The organism is Campylobacter anatolicus (genome assembly GCF_018145655.1).
In the GTDB taxonomy this organism is placed as follows: domain Bacteria; phylum Campylobacterota; class Campylobacteria; order Campylobacterales; family Campylobacteraceae; genus Campylobacter_A; species Campylobacter_A anatolicus.
Genome location: NZ_JAGSSY010000001.1, coordinates 590,912 through 606,580, shown reverse-complemented (window position 1 = coordinate 606,580; position 15,669 = coordinate 590,912). Strand labels below are relative to the sequence as shown.

28 protein-coding genes and 1 pseudogene are annotated in these 15,669 nt (G+C 36.2%); 28 read left to right on the top strand and 1 reads right to left on the bottom strand.

Annotated features, from left to right (window positions below; all coding sequences use genetic code 11):
• On the top strand, positions 1-734 hold a 734-nt coding region (locus tag KDE13_RS03130), incomplete at its 5' end, for a hypothetical protein (protein WP_212142813.1).
• Positions 731-1,051: a hypothetical protein gene (locus tag KDE13_RS03125; protein WP_212142812.1), complete on the top strand. Its 321-nt coding sequence runs from the start codon at positions 731-733 to the stop codon at positions 1,049-1,051. The genes KDE13_RS03130 and KDE13_RS03125, both read left to right, overlap by 4 nt.
• Positions 1,052-1,316: 265 nt before the next feature.
• Here the strand turns inward: KDE13_RS03125 and KDE13_RS03120 are convergent, their stop codons facing one another.
• Positions 1,317-3,014 (bottom strand): ShlB/FhaC/HecB family hemolysin secretion/activation protein, encoded by a 1,698-nt coding sequence (locus tag KDE13_RS03120; protein ID WP_212142811.1) that lies wholly within the window; start codon positions 3,012-3,014, stop codon positions 1,317-1,319.
• A gap of 495 nt (positions 3,015-3,509) precedes the next feature.
• Here KDE13_RS03120 and KDE13_RS03115 point away from each other — a divergent pair, with 495 nt between their 5' ends.
• The 26 genes and pseudogenes from KDE13_RS03115 (at position 3,510) to map (ending at position 15,668) form a co-directional block, all read left to right on the top strand.
• The gene (locus KDE13_RS03115; protein ID WP_212142810.1) at positions 3,510-3,776 is read left to right on the top strand and encodes a hypothetical protein; all 267 of its coding nucleotides are present in this window, start codon (positions 3,510-3,512) and stop codon (positions 3,774-3,776) included.
• A 5-nt stretch (positions 3,777-3,781) separates the two neighbouring features.
• Positions 3,782-3,919 (top strand): hypothetical protein, encoded by a 138-nt coding sequence (locus KDE13_RS03110; protein WP_212142476.1) that lies wholly within the window; start codon positions 3,782-3,784, stop codon positions 3,917-3,919.
• 62 nt (positions 3,920-3,981) lie between these two features.
• Positions 3,982-4,551, top strand: a complete 570-nt coding sequence (locus KDE13_RS03105; RefSeq protein WP_212142809.1) for a hypothetical protein — start codon at positions 3,982-3,984, stop codon at positions 4,549-4,551.
• Between the two features lie 36 nt (positions 4,552-4,587).
• A pseudogene (locus KDE13_RS03100) lies at positions 4,588-4,725 on the top strand (hypothetical protein); the annotation flags it as partial.
• Positions 4,726-5,092: 367 nt separating this feature from the next.
• Positions 5,093-5,401: a 30S ribosomal protein S10 gene (gene rpsJ, locus KDE13_RS03095; RefSeq protein WP_009295257.1), complete on the top strand. Its 309-nt coding sequence runs from the start codon at positions 5,093-5,095 to the stop codon at positions 5,399-5,401.
• 15 nt (positions 5,402-5,416) lie between these two features.
• The gene (gene rplC, locus KDE13_RS03090; RefSeq protein ID WP_212139873.1) at positions 5,417-5,995 is read left to right on the top strand and encodes a 50S ribosomal protein L3; all 579 of its coding nucleotides are present in this window, start codon (positions 5,417-5,419) and stop codon (positions 5,993-5,995) included.
• Positions 5,992-6,606 (top strand): 50S ribosomal protein L4, encoded by a 615-nt coding sequence (gene rplD, locus KDE13_RS03085; protein WP_212139874.1) that lies wholly within the window; start codon positions 5,992-5,994, stop codon positions 6,604-6,606. The genes rplC and rplD overlap by 4 nt, the downstream gene beginning before the upstream one ends.
• Before the next feature lies 1 nt (position 6,607).
• A complete protein-coding gene (locus tag KDE13_RS03080; RefSeq protein WP_212139875.1) occupies positions 6,608-6,889 on the top strand; it encodes a 50S ribosomal protein L23 in 282 nt (93 codons plus the stop codon).
• Between the two features lies 1 nt (position 6,890).
• The gene (gene rplB, locus KDE13_RS03075; protein WP_212142473.1) at positions 6,891-7,724 is read left to right on the top strand and encodes a 50S ribosomal protein L2; all 834 of its coding nucleotides are present in this window, start codon (positions 6,891-6,893) and stop codon (positions 7,722-7,724) included.
• A gap of 2 nt (positions 7,725-7,726) precedes the next feature.
• Positions 7,727-8,008 carry a 30S ribosomal protein S19 gene (gene rpsS, locus KDE13_RS03070; RefSeq protein ID WP_212139877.1) on the top strand — a complete coding sequence of 94 codons (282 nt, stop codon included), beginning with the start codon at positions 7,727-7,729 and terminating at the stop codon, positions 8,006-8,008.
• Positions 8,009-8,017: 9 nt separating this feature from the next.
• A complete protein-coding gene (gene rplV / locus KDE13_RS03065; RefSeq protein WP_212142472.1) occupies positions 8,018-8,350 on the top strand; it encodes a 50S ribosomal protein L22 in 333 nt (110 codons plus the stop codon).
• 1 nt (position 8,351) lies between these two features.
• Positions 8,352-9,053: a 30S ribosomal protein S3 gene (gene rpsC / locus KDE13_RS03060; protein WP_212139879.1), complete on the top strand. Its 702-nt coding sequence runs from the start codon at positions 8,352-8,354 to the stop codon at positions 9,051-9,053.
• 2 nt (positions 9,054-9,055) lie between these two features.
• Positions 9,056-9,481, top strand: coding sequence for a 50S ribosomal protein L16 (rplP, locus tag KDE13_RS03055; protein WP_212139880.1), 426 nt, complete (start codon positions 9,056-9,058; stop codon positions 9,479-9,481).
• Positions 9,468-9,653 carry a 50S ribosomal protein L29 gene (gene rpmC / locus KDE13_RS03050; protein ID WP_212139881.1) on the top strand — a complete coding sequence of 62 codons (186 nt, stop codon included), beginning with the start codon at positions 9,468-9,470 and terminating at the stop codon, positions 9,651-9,653. The genes rplP and rpmC overlap by 14 nt, the downstream gene beginning before the upstream one ends.
• Positions 9,654-9,663: 10 nt before the next feature.
• Positions 9,664-9,915: a 30S ribosomal protein S17 gene (gene rpsQ, locus KDE13_RS03045; RefSeq protein ID WP_212139882.1), complete on the top strand. Its 252-nt coding sequence runs from the start codon at positions 9,664-9,666 to the stop codon at positions 9,913-9,915.
• On the top strand, positions 9,915-10,283 hold the full coding sequence (rplN, locus tag KDE13_RS03040) for a 50S ribosomal protein L14 (protein ID WP_212139883.1): 369 nt from the start codon (positions 9,915-9,917) through the stop codon (positions 10,281-10,283). Before rpsQ ends, rplN begins: the two co-directional genes overlap by 1 nt.
• A complete protein-coding gene (gene rplX / locus KDE13_RS03035) occupies positions 10,283-10,519 on the top strand; it encodes a 50S ribosomal protein L24 (RefSeq protein ID WP_212139884.1) in 237 nt (78 codons plus the stop codon). The genes rplN and rplX overlap by 1 nt, the downstream gene beginning before the upstream one ends.
• A 5-nt stretch (positions 10,520-10,524) precedes the next feature.
• Complete coding sequence (rplE, locus tag KDE13_RS03030) at positions 10,525-11,070, top strand: 50S ribosomal protein L5 (protein WP_212139885.1); 546 nt, start codon at positions 10,525-10,527, stop codon at positions 11,068-11,070.
• Position 11,071: 1 nt separating this feature from the next.
• Positions 11,072-11,257: a type Z 30S ribosomal protein S14 gene (locus KDE13_RS03025; RefSeq protein ID WP_034970020.1), complete on the top strand. Its 186-nt coding sequence runs from the start codon at positions 11,072-11,074 to the stop codon at positions 11,255-11,257.
• 9 nt (positions 11,258-11,266) lie between these two features.
• A complete protein-coding gene (rpsH, locus tag KDE13_RS03020) occupies positions 11,267-11,662 on the top strand; it encodes a 30S ribosomal protein S8 (RefSeq protein ID WP_212142808.1) in 396 nt (131 codons plus the stop codon).
• A gap of 203 nt (positions 11,663-11,865) precedes the next feature.
• The gene (gene rplF, locus KDE13_RS03015; protein WP_212139887.1) at positions 11,866-12,402 is read left to right on the top strand and encodes a 50S ribosomal protein L6; all 537 of its coding nucleotides are present in this window, start codon (positions 11,866-11,868) and stop codon (positions 12,400-12,402) included.
• Between the two features lie 10 nt (positions 12,403-12,412).
• Complete coding sequence (rplR, locus tag KDE13_RS03010; RefSeq protein ID WP_212142471.1) at positions 12,413-12,769, top strand: 50S ribosomal protein L18; 357 nt, start codon at positions 12,413-12,415, stop codon at positions 12,767-12,769.
• 15 nt (positions 12,770-12,784) lie between these two features.
• A complete protein-coding gene (gene rpsE, locus KDE13_RS03005; protein ID WP_212139889.1) occupies positions 12,785-13,228 on the top strand; it encodes a 30S ribosomal protein S5 in 444 nt (147 codons plus the stop codon).
• Positions 13,229-13,243: 15 nt separating this feature from the next.
• Positions 13,244-13,645: a 50S ribosomal protein L15 gene (gene rplO, locus KDE13_RS03000; RefSeq protein ID WP_212139890.1), complete on the top strand. Its 402-nt coding sequence runs from the start codon at positions 13,244-13,246 to the stop codon at positions 13,643-13,645.
• Entirely contained in the window at positions 13,645-14,907 is a 1,263-nt protein-coding gene (gene secY / locus KDE13_RS02995) for a preprotein translocase subunit SecY (RefSeq protein ID WP_212139891.1), read from the top strand. Before rplO ends, secY begins: the two co-directional genes overlap by 1 nt.
• A 2-nt stretch (positions 14,908-14,909) precedes the next feature.
• Positions 14,910-15,668 carry a type I methionyl aminopeptidase gene (gene map, locus KDE13_RS02990; RefSeq protein WP_212142807.1) on the top strand — a complete coding sequence of 253 codons (759 nt, stop codon included), beginning with the start codon at positions 14,910-14,912 and terminating at the stop codon, positions 15,666-15,668.
• The last annotated feature ends 1 nt before the right edge of the window (position 15,669 follow it).

Genomic DNA, 15,669 nt, shown 5'->3' with positions numbered 1-15,669 from the left:
TAAGCTCATTAGCAACAAATATGCTAACAGCTGGTGTATTATCTTATGCTAATTTCACCTTTGGAACAAATGGCTTAAAACAAGATATGAGTGCACTAGATTATGCAAAAAATGCTAGTATAAATGGTATAGGACAAGGGATAAGCTCTAAGATAAAAGGTGGAGAGTTTAAAGATGGCTTTTTAGCAGGAGCTATAATATCTGTATTAAGTGATAGTGCACTACAGATGAGAAAGTATGTAAAGGATAATTATGATTATGCAGGTAAGAGTGGTGAGATAGTATCTAAAGATACTCAAAGTGTTGGAGTTAGAGGAGATGGGGTTAAGTTAGCAGGGAGTCATTTTAAGAAGTATTATGATAAAGATGGAGTGCTTACAGAACTAAAAATCGAAGCCCCATTTGGTGGCTTACAAACTGGAGAGAGATTAGTGCTTGGTCATCACTATGATAAAGGCTCTTTATTTGATCATACACTTGAGAGCTTTGCAGGTCCACATGATTTTCTCTCTAGCTGGAATTATCAAAATATCGGGGGTAATACCTACTTAAAGGTAAATGACTTCTTTACCGGTACATTAGTAAGTGGAGCACTACTAATCCCATCTGCTCCATTTGCACTAGCACCATTTATACAAGATAATATGCCTAGTATTCATATATATAAAGATTTAAAGAAACAAAATAAAAACATAAGAGATGAAACTATTAATAAAATAAAGGAGAGAAGATGAGAGTTAAAGACATTGTTTTATCAGCAAGTATACTGATTGTGCTAGGTGGTTGCTATATAGGTCCTGCAACTTATGAGGTTTTTAAAAAAAATAATGATATCAGTATAGGAAAATCTTTTATTCCATTGATGAACTCTAAATTTAGAGAAATCTATGATGAGAATAGATATATATATATAGTTAGAAGCAATCCTGAAGGTTGTGTCTATGGATTTTTAACAAATAGAGATGATAAACCAGAAGTAGTGCAAGAGTGGATTATACTATCAGGTAAAGAGCATTGTAAACACAGACAAGAGTGGGTTTTCTCTTTTTAAAGATTAAGCAAAGTGGCACTACTAATCCCATCTGCTCCATTTGCACTAGCACCATTTATACAAGAATAAGAGATGAGAATTAAAGATATAGCCGAATTCACCACCCACCATAAAACTAAAACATAGGATTTATCAGAGATAAAACATAAAGCAATATAGTAAATTTATAAGTAATTCAAATTTAAATTTAATTAAAAACGCCATTAAATGACATAAGAAAGATCAAATTGCAAATAGACAAAGCAATCAAACAAATCAAATCAACTTACCACGAGAACCCAACTCTAAAACTAATATTAACTTTGTCTGTCTTGAAATATTGTGGTTTATATATAGGAGTTGAAGCCAATAAATCATATTTTAACGTTTGCCCCAGTAAAGTAAAATCTCCTTTTATACCAAGCCCAGTTCCAGCTATTTTGTTTGAACCGCTGTATTCTGATGTAGTGCTATACACTGCACCGCCATCAAGTGCTAAATATATAAAGTGGTTATTTATATATTTATATGCTAACGTATTTCTTAGATATAAGCCCTTTTGTCCTACCAAGCTCATCTGCCCGTCAAATCCTCTAACACTATAAATGCCACCAACGCTTAGTCTATCTTGTATGGTTAGCGGGGTTTTGTTGTATTGAGCATAAAGCATTGCGTCATAGATTATATTGTCGGCTAGTTTTACTTTATATCCTACATCAAGCAACCAAATTTTCATTCTGGACGAACCCTCGCTTAGCTGCTCTTCTGGAGCTGGTAAAGCACCCAATATGCCAGTGCCACGCTTGTATGATATTTGAGTGTTTAGTTGCGAGTTTGTTAGGTTTAGCTGTGATTTTATGCCTATCTCATATCCGGCTGTAACCCTTCTTTGGTTTTTTAGCTCAAATTCTTCTATATAGTTTTTACTATCGCGTCTGAATAAATTTATAAATGCTATGTTTTTTGTGTTTTGGCTCCTGTGCAATAGATAGCTAAGTTCAAGAATTTGACTTTTTGAATTACCTTTATACTCATAAAGCTGGTTTGCACCAAGTATGATTTGGCTATAAGAGTAACGTGAGTTTGTGTAGCTTAGATCAAAGTAGCCAAATGGAATACTAAAATTTAGATAATGGTTGTGTGAATTTCCTTTTTGGCTATCGTGATTTAGACTTGTCTTTTCTGTGTTAAATATGGCCTTACCTAAACTTATAGTATAAATTTCATTAAACCCTAACAAATTTACAGCACTTGCTCCGATTGTGCCTTGATATTTGCCAGTCTCTTTGCTACCGTAATTATCTAGGTTGATATTAAACATTAGTGGCAGAGCCCTTTGGTCTCTTGTGATAAGCACATCGGTTGAATTTAGAGTGTTTGCTGGAGCTAAAGATACGCCAACATCGCCCAAAGTAGCATTTGATATATTTTCAAGAGCTTGCTCGATATTTCTTATGTTTAGTGTTTTATTGTGCTCTAACTCGCCAAATGCACTAAATAGCATGGCTTTTTCTCTTTGATTGAGCTTATTATTGATCGAAATTTTATCTATCTTGCCAAGATTTAAGGATAGTTCTATCTTTTTTGATTTTAGATTAAGTGGCTTTATGCTTACAAAGCTTGTGATAAAGCCATTTGAGATGATCTCGTTATTGATTGATGAGATTATGGTATTTATACTTCTTTCTCCAAGGCAGCTACCTGCTTGAAAGCCTACTTTATTTAAAGCATCCAATAAGTAGCTTTGAAATTTAGTCTCTATCTTATCATCAAGCACGATACTGTCTATCTCAAAGCAAGGTGTTTCGTGTATGATGGATAAAGTTTCACTGCTATTTTTTGATTGCAAATTTATATTTGATTTTGGAATACTATCTTGAAGATGTTTTATACGCTCTTGTTCGTTTTTAAACTCCCTTTGGTTTATATCATCTTGGGAAAATAAGCAGGTAAATAAAAGAAATAAAATAAAAATCTTATTCATTAAATAAAAAATTTAAATTCAATGAAGTTTAATACAAGCACATAGCGACAGACGAATTCATTTTTTGCCAAATTTAATTTCATCATTTTTTCTTTACCTTTTTTACATTATGACATTATTATAACATTTTTATACTCATTTGCAAGTCAGCTTTATATTCTATAATCATTAAATCAAAATTGAAATAAAATACTGCATAGACTCACAAGATGGTCTTTATCTCTCTTAATCATTTTTGAAAAATACGCTTTGTTTGGCTTTTAGTTAGAAAAATTTGTAAAAATAGAGAAACAAATAAAACTTTTGTTGGTTTAAAAAAATGAAAATGATGGCTATAAAATCAATATGACTTTGAAACGGTTAAGTATTTGCAGAATTTTTAAATAAGCAAGATGTTAGTCATTTTATAATAAAAATAAATTTAAGATAAACCATTTTTATAAAAAAATTATAATATAATTGTGTATTAGAAATTTTTTATAAAATGATATGCCAATGTTAAAGCTTTTTAAGGTTTTACTAGTAAGTATTTTACTAACAATAAGTGCAGATGCTACAGATTTTTTATCTAAAGTGACAGGCGGAGCATTAAGTGATAATGATATGGGAGTTAAGCGTTTAAACAATACTAAGATGAATCAGGTATTTGGTGGCTCGGTACACCCTATATCATCTAGCTTTAGTTTTGAAAACACCATTATAAAGGAGCTTAGGCAGGCAACAAAAGATCGTTTAGAATCAGATATTAATAATTTAAGGTGATAAAAATGCAATTAAATAGTATAACATCATCTGCCATTGGTTTTGATCTTAATACTTCACAAAAGAGTTTTAAGGATGTTAATGGCATTACATTTGCAGAATTTGCTAGTTTATATAAAAAGACCAAGCAAGAATTGAAGTAGTACAAGGCTACACTCTTACTGGCTACACAAAAGACCAAAAGGTTAGCATTTGGGGTAAATTGATGGGTTATGACCATGATTTTGGCACTGATAAAATTGATGAATTAAAAAAGTTCATTGATGAAAGTGGTGGTTTAGCGATTGAGCATTTACCAACTTTAAACAAAAGTGGCTTTTCTAATAACAAACTAAAATTCGTAAGAGATGATTTTTTTAGCGTTGATGAATTTGCTAAAAATTTTGACCCAAGTGTAGCTAGTGTTGTCTTTAGTAACTCAAAAAGCATAAATTTGCTTGATAGTGATTTAAGTATTGATGATTTTAAAGTAAAATGGGCGCAGCATACCTTAGAAGAACGCTTTGGTCTAACGCTAAAAGATGATGATGCTAGTAAAGCCCTTGCTATCTTAAAAGAGCTCCAAGAGCAGCAGGGTGATCAAAATAATGCAGACAAAAGTAAGGATAAATTCACTCTGCTTCAAGCTATCAAAAATAGCACTACTTATAAAGATAAAGCCACAAGTGAACTTCAAAAATTTTACGAATTTATAAAAAGAGAATTTGATAGTGGTAAAAATACATTTGATATACTAAAAACCATTGCTGAAAATAAAATATATTTGAAAGTATAAGTGTTATAACAACAAGTCAATAAAAGGACGCAAACTTTGAAAAAACAACTAAGCATTTTAACTATAACCGCCTTGTCTCTTTTTGCCTCAGACCCAATAACAATCGATAGCCTTTTTAAAAACCAAATAGGGCTTAGAAGCGTTACATCTTTGTCGCTTCTAAGCTCAGGCAACCACAGATAAGATATTTAGAGTTTTTGCTATAAGGATTAAATTTATAGCTTATTAAGATAGCTGCAGTTTTATTTTTAAATTGTTTATAACATAGTCAATTAAGTAAATTTTATCTTTTAAAGATGCCAACTTTGTTTAATTAAATTTATGCATACTTATATTTATTTCCTTTTTAAAAGGAAATAAATATATAAATTTATAGCCAAAAATGGCTAAATTCTTGACAAAAAAAAGTCTTTTTAGTAAAATCCCTTTCTCTTTACGCAAGACTTATGTCTGCTCGTAAGATTTTTTCAAATCCTATGCGAGTGAAGTTATGTAAAAGAGGTCGCGAGTTTGCGACAAGTTCTTTATTAAAGGAAAAAATATGGAAAGAATCAGGCTTAAGCTAAAAGCTTATGACCATAGAGTTCTAGATCGCACAGTTGCAGCAATTGTAGAAGCTGTCAAACGAACTGGTGCGGACGTTCGCGGTCCAGTGCCAATGCCTACTAAGATCAAACGTTACACTGTCTTAAAATCTCCACACATCAACAAAGACTCACGTGAACAGTTTGAGATGAGAATACACGCTCGTATGCTTGACATCGTAGCAGCTACTCCAGAAACAGTAGATAGTCTAACCAAACTTGACCTTGCCCCTGAGGTAAATGTCGAAGTTCGTGCGATGAAGTAAGCAAAAGGATAGAGTATGGAATATATTGTAGAAAAAATAGGTATGAGTAGAACAATATCTACACACAGCACACCAGTTACGCTACTAAAACTCATAGATGCTAAAGTTTGCGAAGTTGATGAAAATAAACGTGCTATCGTTGCTTATGCTAGTACAAAAGCTAATAACAAAGCTATAGCAGGTCAGCAAAAGAAATACAACCTAAGCAGCGAGTTTAATAAATTTGCAACACTTGATGTGGCAAATACCGAGGTGGGGGCACTTGATTTCACACCTTTGAGCGAGGCTAAAGTATTAAAAATCAGCTTTAATTCAAAAGGTCGCGGTTATCAAGGTGTTGTTAAAAGACACGGATTTGGTGGCGGTCCAGCAAGCCACGGCTCACGTTTTCACAGACGCCACGGCTCAATAGGTAACTGCGAATGGCCAGGACGTGTTCAGCCGGGTATGAAGATGGCAGGACATATGGGTAATGAAAAAGTTACCGTTAAAAACGAGCTAGTAAGCTATGACGCAGATAACGGCATAATCGTAGTGAAAGGTTGCGTCCCAGGTCATAATGGTGCGATGGGTAGAATAAGGATAGTAAAATGAGTAAAATTTGTGTATTAAACGATAAATTTGAAAAAGCAGATGAGATATCACTTCCAGCAAGTTACGCTGAAGTAAATCCTCACAACCTTTATCTGTATGTTAAGTCTTATTTGGCTGGTATTAGATCAAACACAGCTCATACAAAGTCTCGTGCATTTGTAAGCGGTGGTGGCAAAAAACCTTGGAGACAAAAGGGACGTGGCGGTGCTCGTGCTGGCTCAACCAGAACTAACGTATGGGTGGGTGGTGCTGTTGCTTTTGGTCCAACAAATGATAAAAACTACTTTCAAAAAGTTAATAAAAAGCAAAAAAGACTTGCTCTTGAGTGTGCTTTGGCTCAAAAAGCTGAGGCTGGAAAGCTTTTTGCGGTTGATAGTATAGCGATAGAGTCTGGTAAAACCAAAGATGCAACACAAGTTATGAAGGCTTTAAATTTAAGGGATGCTCTAATCGTTAAAGACTTGCTTGATGATAAAACGCTACTTGCTTTTAGAAATTTAGCAAACTGCTACGTTGTTGATGCAAATGAAGTAAATGCTTATCTTGTTTCAGTATTTAGCTCAGTAATCATTGAAAAAGCAGCACTACAAACTATAACAAAAGAGGGCTAAAATGGCAGATATAACCGATATAAAAACAATTATTTATACAGAAAAAACTCTTGGCCTTCAAGAAAATGGTGTTGTGGTTATTCAAACTTCGCCAAAAGTTACTAAAAATGGGCTAAAAGAGGTTTTAAAAGAGTATTTTGGTGTAACGCCACTTCGCATAAATTCACTTAGAATGGACGGCAAAGTTAAGCGTTTTAAAGGCAAAGTAGGTGTAAGAAATGACGTAAAGAAATTTTATGTCAAGTTACCTGAGGGCGTAAGCCTAGAAAATACGGAGGCATAAGATGGCGATAAAATCATATAAACCATATACTCCAAGCCGTAGATATATCACAGGGCTAAGCTCTGAGGATATTACAGCTAAGCCAAGCGTAAGAAGTCTTTTGATAAAGCTTCCAGCAAGCGGTGGCAGAAACAATAATGGACGCATTACTTCAAGGCATAAAGAAGCAGGTGCTAAAAAGCTTTATCGTATCATAGATTTCAAACGTTGCAAATTTGGTATAGAGGGTAGAGTTGAGGCAATAGAGTATGATCCAAACAGAAATTGTCGTATTGCACTTATCTCTTATAAAGATGGTGAGAAACGCTACATTATACGCCCAAGCGGTCTAAATGTAGGTGATGTCGTAGCTTCTATTAATGAGGGTGCACTTGATATAAAACCGGGTAATGCAATGAAGCTTAAATTTATACCGGTTGGAACTATCGTACATAACATAGAGCTTAAACCTGGTAAAGGTGCCCAGATAGCTCGTTCAGCTGGCGGATATGCTCAGCTAATGGGTAAAGAGGATAAATATGTTGCTTTAAGAATGCCAAGTGGCGAGATGAGACAAGTTTTAGCTGAGTGTATGGCATCAATAGGCGTTGTAGGTAATGAAGACTGGGCTAATATTACAATAGGTAAAGCTGGACGTAATCGCCATCGTGGTATCCGTCCACAAACTAGAGGCTCTGCGATGAACCCTGTAGATCACCCACATGGCGGTGGTGAGGGCAAGAAAAACTCAGGTCGTCATCCAGTTACTCCGTGGGGCAAACCAACCAAAGGTGCTAAGACTAGACGTAAAAAAGCTAGTGATAAGCTTATAATTTCAAGAAGGAAAGGAAAATAGAGATGGCAAGATCACTCAAAAAAGGTCCTTTCGTAGATGATCACGTAATGAAGAAAGTTGTTGCTGCAAAAGCTGCAAATGACAACAAACCAATCAAAACTTGGTCAAGACGTAGCACGATTGTACCTGAAATGATTGGATTAACATTTAACGTTCATAATGGTAAGAGCTTTATCCCTGTGTATGTAACGGAGAATCATATTGGTTATAAGCTTGGCGAATTTGCTCCAACACGCACATTTAAGGGTCATAAAGGCTCAGTGCAAAAGAAAATCGGTAAGTAGGGGTAGGCGATGAGTAAATCAACTATAAAATTTGTAAGACTTTCTCCTACAAAAGCTAGGCTTATAGCTCGTGAAGTTCAAGGTATGAATGCTGAACTTGCACTTGCAAGTTTGCAGTTTATGCCAAATCGTGGTGCTAAATTTATCGCTAATGCTATTAGCTCAGCTGTTGCAAATGGTGGTTTTGAGCCTGAAGAGGTTATCGTGTCAAGTTGTCGTGTGGATGCTGGCCCTGTGTTAAAGAGATTTAGACCAAGAGCAAGAGGAACGGCGAGTAGAATTCGCAAACCAACCTCTCACGTAATGGTAGAAGTATCTAAACCTGAAAAAAAGGAAGCATAATATGGGACAAAAAGTAAATCCAATAGGTCTTAGACTAGGAATTAACCGCAACTGGGAATCACGCTGGTTTCCAACCAAACAAAGCCTTCCTGAAAATATCGGTGAAGACTATAAAATTCGTGCATTTTTAAAGAAAAAGCTTTACTATGCAGGAATAAGCCAAATTTTGATAGAGAGAACAGCGAAAAAGCTTCGCGTTACAGTCGTAGCGGCTCGTCCTGGTATCATAATCGGTAAAAAAGGTCAAGATGTTGAAATTTTAAAAAATGACGTTAGTAAGTTAATCGGTAAAGATGTAAATGTCAATATCAAAGAGGAGAGAAAAGCACAAGCTTCAGCTCAATTAGCAGCAGAAAACGTTGCTATGCAACTTGAAAAACGTGTTGCTTTCCGCCGTGCTATGAAAAAGGTCATTCAAGCAGCCCAAAAGTCAGGTGCAAAAGGTATTAAAATTTCAGTTGCAGGTCGTTTAGGTGGTGCTGAGATGGCTAGAACCGAGTGGTATTTGGAGGGTCGTGTGCCACTTCATACACTTAGAGCAAAGATTGATTACGGTGTTGCAGAAGCACACACAACCTATGGAAACATAGGCATAAAAGTATGGATTTTCAAAGGCGAAGTTCTTCAAAAGGGCGTTCAACCTGAGCGTAGCGAAGAGGAAAAAAGCGATAGAAAACCACGTAGAGCAAGAAGAGGTAAATAATTATGTTGATGCCTAAAAGAACGAAATTTCGTAAGCAAATGAAAGGTCGCAATCGCGGCTATGCAACTCGCGGTGCATCTTTAGCTACTGGTGAGTTTGCGATCAAGGCTGTTGAGGCTGGAAGAATAAATTCACGTCAGATTGAAGCTGCTCGTCAGGCTCTAACTCGCCACGTTAAAAGACAGGCTAAAATTTGGATCAGGGTTTTTCCTGATAAGCCACTAACTAAAAAACCGCTTCAAACTCGTATGGGTAAAGGTAAGGCTGGTATTGAAGAGTGGGTGATGAATATTAAGCCTGGTCGTATAATATATGAAATGGCTGGTGTTAGCGAGGAGCTTGCACGTGAGGCTTTAACTCTAGCTATGCACAAATTGCCTTTCAAAACAAAATTTGTAACGCGAGAGAGTGAAAATGAAATATACTGAGTTAAAAGATAAGAGCGTTGCAGAGTTAAACGCGTTGTTAAAAGAGAAAAAGGTGCTTTTATTTACACTAAAACAAAAGTTAAAAACTATGCAGTTAAGCAACCCTAACGAGATTGGTGCGGTTAAAAAAGAGATCGCTCAAATCAATACTGCAATTAGCGCTCAAAAGTAAGGGGTGAGAAATGGCATTAAAAAGAGAAATTCAGGGTGTAGTTTTACAAAAAGCTGGAGATAAAACAGCTACTATCTTGGTAGAAAGACGTGTTATGCACCCAAGATATCACAAATTTGTAAAGCGTTTTAAGAAGTATTTAGTTCATGATGAAAGAAATGAGACAAATGCAGGGGATACTATTGTAGCTGTTGAGTGCAGACCACTTTCAGCGCGTAAGAGTTTTCGCTTAAAAGCGGTATTGGCAAAGGGAGTTGAGTAATGATACAAAGTTTTACAAGACTTGCAGTTGCTGATAATAGCGGTGCAAAAGAGCTTATGTGTATAAAAGTTCTTGGCGGTAGCAAGAGAAGATATGCGACACTAGGCGATGTTATCGTTTGTTCGGTTAAAAAAGCTCTTCCAAACGGCAAGATCAAAAAGGGTCAGGTTGTTAAGGCAGTTGTTGTTAGAACCAAAAAAGAGGTTCAAAGAGGTAACGGTTCACTTATTAGATTTGATGATAATGCGGCAGTTATCCTTGATAACAAGAGAGAGCCTATAGGCACTCGTATATTTGGACCGGTTGGTCGTGAAGTTAGGTACGCTAACTTTATGAAGATTGTTTCACTAGCACCGGAGGTTTTATAATGGCAAATGTTAAATTTAAAATCAAAAAAGGTGATACTGTAAAGATAATTACCGGAGATGATAAGGGTAAAACTGGTAAAGTTTTATCTGTATTGGCTAAAAAAGGTCAAGTCATTGTTGAAGGCTGCAAAATAGCTAAAAAAGCAGTCAAGCCAAGCGAGAAGACACCAAATGGCGGATATATAAATAAAGAAATGCCAATAGACATCTCAAATGTTGCGAAAGTTGAGGAATGAGGGCTATGAGTAGACTAAAAGATAAATTTAATGAGACTATAAAACCAGCTCTTGTTAAAGAATTTGATATTAAAAACCCTATGCTTATCCCAGCGATAGAAAAGATCGTTATTAGCGTTGGAGCAAATGACTCTGCAAAGGATCAAAAGATCCTCCAAAATATGGCTGATACTATCTCGCTTATCGCAGGACAAAAAGCAGTTATCACAAATGCTAAAAAGTCAGTTGCTGGCTTTAAAGTTCGTGAGGGCTTTCCTGTTGGTATCAAAGTAACTTTAAGAAAAGAGCAGATGTATGCTTTTTTAGATAAGCTTATCAGCATTGCTCTTCCAAGAGTGAAAGACTTCCGTGGTCTTCCTAAAAATGGCTTTGATGGACGAGGTAATTATAACTTTGGTCTTAGTGAGCAGCTTATGTTTCCAGAAGTTGAGTATGATAAAATTTTACGCACTCACGGTATGAATATAACTATCACTACAACAGCTAATAACGATAAAGAGGCATTCAAATTGCTAGAGCTATTTGGTTTGCCGTTTGCAAAAGGAAAGTAATATGGCAAAAAAATCAATGATAGCAAAAGCTGCACGCAAACCAAAATTTGCGGTTCGCGGCTATACAAGATGCCAAATTTGCGGACGTCCGCACTCTGTTTATCAAGACTTTGGAATTTGCCGTGTGTGCCTAAGAAAGATGGCTAACGAGGGTCTAATCCCAGGTCTTAAAAAAGCAAGTTGGTAAGGAAAAGATATGTTAAATGATCTAATATCAGACGGACTAACCCGTATTAGAAACGCAGCTTTAAGAAAGTTAGAGACTGCAAAGCTTATGCACTCAAACGTTGTTGAGGCTACTCTTGCGATATTATTTGCAAAGGGCTATATAGAGAGCTATAATGTAGTAGAAGAGGGCAATAAGAAATTTATAAATGTTGTTCTTAAATACGATGATCATGGTAGAAGCGTTATTAATGAGTTAAAAAGAATTTCAAAACCAGGACGTAGAGTATATCAAGGTAAAGATGAGATTAGACGCTTTAAAAATGGCTATGGTACGGTTATCGTTAGCACAAGCAAAGGTGTTATGAGCGGTATTGATGCGAACAAAGCTGGTGTTGGTGGCGAAGTTCTTTGCACGGTTTGGTAATGGAGTGCTAACGATTTGGGGTATCGTTAGCATAACACTAAAATTAAGTTTAAATATGTAGACTTCTGTAGTTTGAGTGTCTAACAGATTTAAACCCAAAAATGAGTTTTCTGCCTTATAAATTTAATAGGGCAGATATTTTACGGCATTGAGGTATTCATTCATAAATTGTAGAAATACCCTAGACAAGTAAAAGGAATAAAATGTCTCGTATAGGAAAACAACCTATCTCTATACCATCAGGTCTAGACGTTAGCGTTGAAAATAATGTCCTTAAATTTAAAAAGGGCAATAGTATAAAGCAGCTAGATACAAAAGGGCACGTTGATGTCAAAGTAGAAAATGGATATATAGTTTTCTCACCTAAAGGCGAAGACCGCCAAAGTAGAGCTTACTGGGGAACATACAGAGCCCTAGCTCAAAATGTTGTTGTAGGTCTTACTCAGGGCTTTACTAGACAGCTTGAGATAAACGGCGTTGGTTATAAGGCGGCTACAAAAGGTAGAATTTTAGAGCTAACTCTTGGTTTTTCACACCTTATCAACTACGAGCTACCAGCCGGTGTTGAGGCGAGTGTTGAGAAAAACGTTATAACTATCAAGGGCGATGATAAACAAGTCGTAGGTCAAGTTGCTGCTCAAGTTAGAGGATTTAGACCACCAGAGCCTTACAAAGGCAAGGGTGTTAAGTATGTTGAAGAGCGTATAATCCGCAAAGCGGGCAAGACATCTAAGAAGTAAGGGATAGGTTATGACAGCAAAAGTATTAAAAAGAAAACTTGCTCTTAGAATTAAGAGAAAAAGAAGAGTTAGAAGTAAAATTTCAGGTGTTGCTGCAAACCCAAGAGTATCTATATTTAAATCAAATAGAACTCTTTATGTTCAAGCTATTGATGATGTAACAGCTACAACAATAGCTGCTGCTGATGGTAGAAAACTAGGCATAAAAGCAAACAAAGATGGTGCTGCTATTTTGGCTAAAGAATTTGCAAATTCTTTAAAATCTAAGAACATTGATACAGTGATATTTGATAGAAACGGTTATCTATATCACGGTGTTATTGCAGCATTTGCTGATGCTTTAAGACAAAACGGCATAAAACTATAACCCAAAGGAAAATCGATGGAAAAATATAATAGAGAAGAATTTGAAGAAGTAATCGTCGATATCGGTCGGGTTACAAAGGTCGTTAAGGGTGGTCGTAGATTTAGATTTACAGCACTTGTTGTTGTAGGTAATAGAAACGGACTTGTTGGCTTTGGTTATGGAAAAGCAAAAGAGGTTCCAGATGCTATGAGAAAGGCGATTGATGATGCATTTAAAAACATCATCAATGTTAAGCTAAAAGGCTCAACTATACCTCACGATATAGAGGTAAAATACAACGCTTCTAAAGTGCTTCTTCGCCCAGCTAGCGAAGGTACAGGTGTTATCGCTGGCGGTAGTGCTCGTCCTATTTTAGAGCTTGCAGGTATTAAAGATATACTTACAAAATCACTTGGCTCAAACAACTCAGCAAACGTTGTTCGTGCGACTATCAAAGCACTTAGTATGCTAAAAAGCTAAGAGAAAGGGCAAAATATGGCATTAGAAAATTTAACTCCAGCTCCTGGCTCAACGCGTTCTATAAAGAGAATCGGTCGCGGTCAAGGCAGTGGAAATGGTAAAACTGCAGGCAAAGGTAACAAGGGTCAAAGAGCAAGAAAGGGCTATAATGAAAAGCGTGGCTTTGAGGGTGGACAACAACCGCTTCAAAGACGTCTTCCAAAAGTAGGTTTTACATCTAAATTTGAAAAACCTTATGTGATAAACGTAGAAAAAATCACAGCTATAAAAGAGCTAAGTGAGATTACTATCGCAACTATCGCAAGTGTGCATAAAATTTCACGTAGCACAACAAAGATTAAACTTATTGGTGCAAGTGCGAAAAATCTTGCTTCAAAAGTAAAAGACGAGAACGTTATCGTTAGCGGATTAAAATAATGAATAAAGCATTGACCAACAAGATATTAATCACGTTGGCATTTTTATTCGCATACAGGATACTGGCGTATGTGCCAGTTCCTGGCGTTAATGTCGATGTAATTAAAGAATTTTTTAGCTCAAACAGCAACAACGCATTAGGTCTATTTAATATGTTTAGTGGTAATGCGGCAGAGCGTCTTAGTATCATATCTTTAGGCATTATGCCTTACATTACATCATCTATCATTATGGAGCTTTTAGCGGCTACTTTTCCAAATTTAGGCAAAATGAAAAAAGAGCGTGATGGTATGCAAAAGTATATGCAGATCATCCGTTACGCAACGATAGTCATTACGATAATCCAATCTATAGGCGTTAGTATCGGACTTCAAAGCCTTACAGGACGTAGCGGAGAGCAAGCTATTATGGTTGATATGAATTTATTTATTGCTATCTCAGCAGCATCTATGCTAACAGGCACAATGCTACTTATGTGGATTGGTGAGCAAATAACTCAACGTGGTATCGGCAATGGTATTAGCCTTATCATCTTTGCAGGTATCGTTTCAGGCATACCAAATGCAATTGGCGGAACAATCAACTTAGTAAATACAAGCGAGATGAATTTCCTTGTGGTTATCGGAATTTTAATAGTTATTTTGGCTACTATCGGTGCGATTATATTTGTTGAGATGGGTGAGAGACGCATACCGATTTCATATTCTCGTAAAGTTGTTATGCAAAATCAAAACAAGCGTATTATGAATTATATACCTATTAAAGTAAATTTAAGTGGCGTTATACCTCCGATATTTGCGAGTGCAATACTAATGTTTCCAAGTACTATTTTGCAGGCTAGTACAAACAAATATATCCAAGCCATAAATGACTTTTTAAATCCAAATGGATACTTTTTCAACTTCTTAACATTTTTATTTGTTATCTTTTTTGCGTTTTTCTACGCTTCAATCGTGTTTAATACTAAAGATATAAGTGAAAATTTAAAAAGACAGGGCGGCTTTATCCCAGGTGTTAGACCTGGCGAGAATACAGCTGCTTATCTAAATGAAGTTGCTTCACGCCTAACATTTAGCGGTGCGATATATCTCGGACTTATCTCAACTCTTCCGTGGGTTTTGGTTAAATTTATGGGTGTTCCATTTTATTTTGGTGGCACATCGGTGCTTATCGTTGTTTCTGTAGCACTTGATACAATGAGACGCATTGAGGCACAAATTTATATGAATAAATACCAGACACTAAGTGCAGTGGGGCTATAAAAGTGGCCATATCGTTAAAAAAAGCTACTGAGATAGATAAGATGAGAGCGGCTAATAAAATAGTCGCTCAAACACTTGATTACGTTGCCACTATTATAAAACCAGGAATTACACTACTTGAAATAGATAAAATTTGTGAGGATATGATACGCTCACGTGGTGCCAAACCAGCTTTTAAAGGGCTTTATGGCTTTCCAAATGCAGCTTGTATTAGTCTAAATGAAGTGGTAATACACGGCATACCGGATAATACAAAGCTAAAAGAAGGCGATATAGTCGGCATTGATATAGGCTCGAATTTGGATGGATATTTTGGCGATAGTGCTAGAACATTTGGTGTGGGTAAAATCTCAGCTGATGATGAAAATTTAATAGCATGTTCAAAAGATGCACTATATTTTGCGATAGATTTTATTAGAGCTGGTATGCACTTTAAAGAGGTTTGCTATGAGCTTGAAAAATTTATAATAGCTCGTGGATACGTGCCACTTCGTGGATTTTGTGGACACGGCATTGGTAGACGCCCACATGAAGAGCCTGAAATTCCAAACTACCTTGAGGGCAATAACCCAAAGGCTGGACCAAAGATAAAAAATGGAATGGTATTTTGCATCGAGCCTATGATCTGTCATACTGATGGTACGCCAGTAGTTGGCAAAGATAAATGGAGTGTAACTGCAAAAGATGGGCTAAGGACTAGCCATTATGAGCATTGTATGGCGATAGTCAATGGCAAAGCTGAAATTTTAAGTATTGATTAAA

Bases quoted from the DNA above. Each gene is read 5' to 3' on its own strand.
- rpmC (WP_212139881.1), top strand. From the start codon at position 9,468: ATGAAATATACTGAGTTAAAAGATAAGAGCGTTGCAGAGTTAAACGCG.
- KDE13_RS03120 (WP_212142811.1), bottom strand. From the start codon at position 3,014: ATGAATAAGATTTTTATTTTATTTCTTTTATTTACCTGCTTATTTTCC.
- rplF (WP_212139887.1), top strand. From the start codon at position 11,866: ATGTCTCGTATAGGAAAACAACCTATCTCTATACCATCAGGTCTAGAC.
- rplV (WP_212142472.1), top strand. From the start codon at position 8,018: ATGAGTAAATCAACTATAAAATTTGTAAGACTTTCTCCTACAAAAGCT.
- rpsE (WP_212139889.1), top strand. From the start codon at position 12,785: ATGGAAAAATATAATAGAGAAGAATTTGAAGAAGTAATCGTCGATATC.
- rplP (WP_212139880.1), top strand. From the start codon at position 9,056: ATGTTGATGCCTAAAAGAACGAAATTTCGTAAGCAAATGAAAGGTCGC.
- KDE13_RS03115 (WP_212142810.1), top strand. From the start codon at position 3,510: ATGTTAAAGCTTTTTAAGGTTTTACTAGTAAGTATTTTACTAACAATA.
- KDE13_RS03125 (WP_212142812.1), top strand. From the start codon at position 731: ATGAGAGTTAAAGACATTGTTTTATCAGCAAGTATACTGATTGTGCTA.
- KDE13_RS03080 (WP_212139875.1), top strand. From the start codon at position 6,608: ATGGCAGATATAACCGATATAAAAACAATTATTTATACAGAAAAAACT.
- rplC (WP_212139873.1), top strand. From the start codon at position 5,417: ATGGAATATATTGTAGAAAAAATAGGTATGAGTAGAACAATATCTACA.
- rplB (WP_212142473.1), top strand. From the start codon at position 6,891: ATGGCGATAAAATCATATAAACCATATACTCCAAGCCGTAGATATATC.
- secY (WP_212139891.1), top strand. From the start codon at position 13,645: ATGAATAAAGCATTGACCAACAAGATATTAATCACGTTGGCATTTTTA.
- rpsH (WP_212142808.1), top strand. From the start codon at position 11,267: ATGTTAAATGATCTAATATCAGACGGACTAACCCGTATTAGAAACGCA.
- rpsS (WP_212139877.1), top strand. From the start codon at position 7,727: ATGGCAAGATCACTCAAAAAAGGTCCTTTCGTAGATGATCACGTAATG.
- rplN (WP_212139883.1), top strand. From the start codon at position 9,915: ATGATACAAAGTTTTACAAGACTTGCAGTTGCTGATAATAGCGGTGCA.
- rplE (WP_212139885.1), top strand. From the start codon at position 10,525: ATGAGTAGACTAAAAGATAAATTTAATGAGACTATAAAACCAGCTCTT.
- rplR (WP_212142471.1), top strand. From the start codon at position 12,413: ATGACAGCAAAAGTATTAAAAAGAAAACTTGCTCTTAGAATTAAGAGA.
- KDE13_RS03105 (WP_212142809.1), top strand. From the start codon at position 3,982: ATGGGTTATGACCATGATTTTGGCACTGATAAAATTGATGAATTAAAA.
- rplX (WP_212139884.1), top strand. From the start codon at position 10,283: ATGGCAAATGTTAAATTTAAAATCAAAAAAGGTGATACTGTAAAGATA.
- rpsJ (WP_009295257.1), top strand. From the start codon at position 5,093: ATGGAAAGAATCAGGCTTAAGCTAAAAGCTTATGACCATAGAGTTCTA.
- KDE13_RS03025 (WP_034970020.1), top strand. From the start codon at position 11,072: ATGGCAAAAAAATCAATGATAGCAAAAGCTGCACGCAAACCAAAATTT.
- KDE13_RS03110 (WP_212142476.1), top strand. From the start codon at position 3,782: ATGCAATTAAATAGTATAACATCATCTGCCATTGGTTTTGATCTTAAT.
- rplD (WP_212139874.1), top strand. From the start codon at position 5,992: ATGAGTAAAATTTGTGTATTAAACGATAAATTTGAAAAAGCAGATGAG.
- rpsC (WP_212139879.1), top strand. From the start codon at position 8,352: ATGGGACAAAAAGTAAATCCAATAGGTCTTAGACTAGGAATTAACCGC.
- rpsQ (WP_212139882.1), top strand. From the start codon at position 9,664: ATGGCATTAAAAAGAGAAATTCAGGGTGTAGTTTTACAAAAAGCTGGA.
- rplO (WP_212139890.1), top strand. From the start codon at position 13,244: ATGGCATTAGAAAATTTAACTCCAGCTCCTGGCTCAACGCGTTCTATA.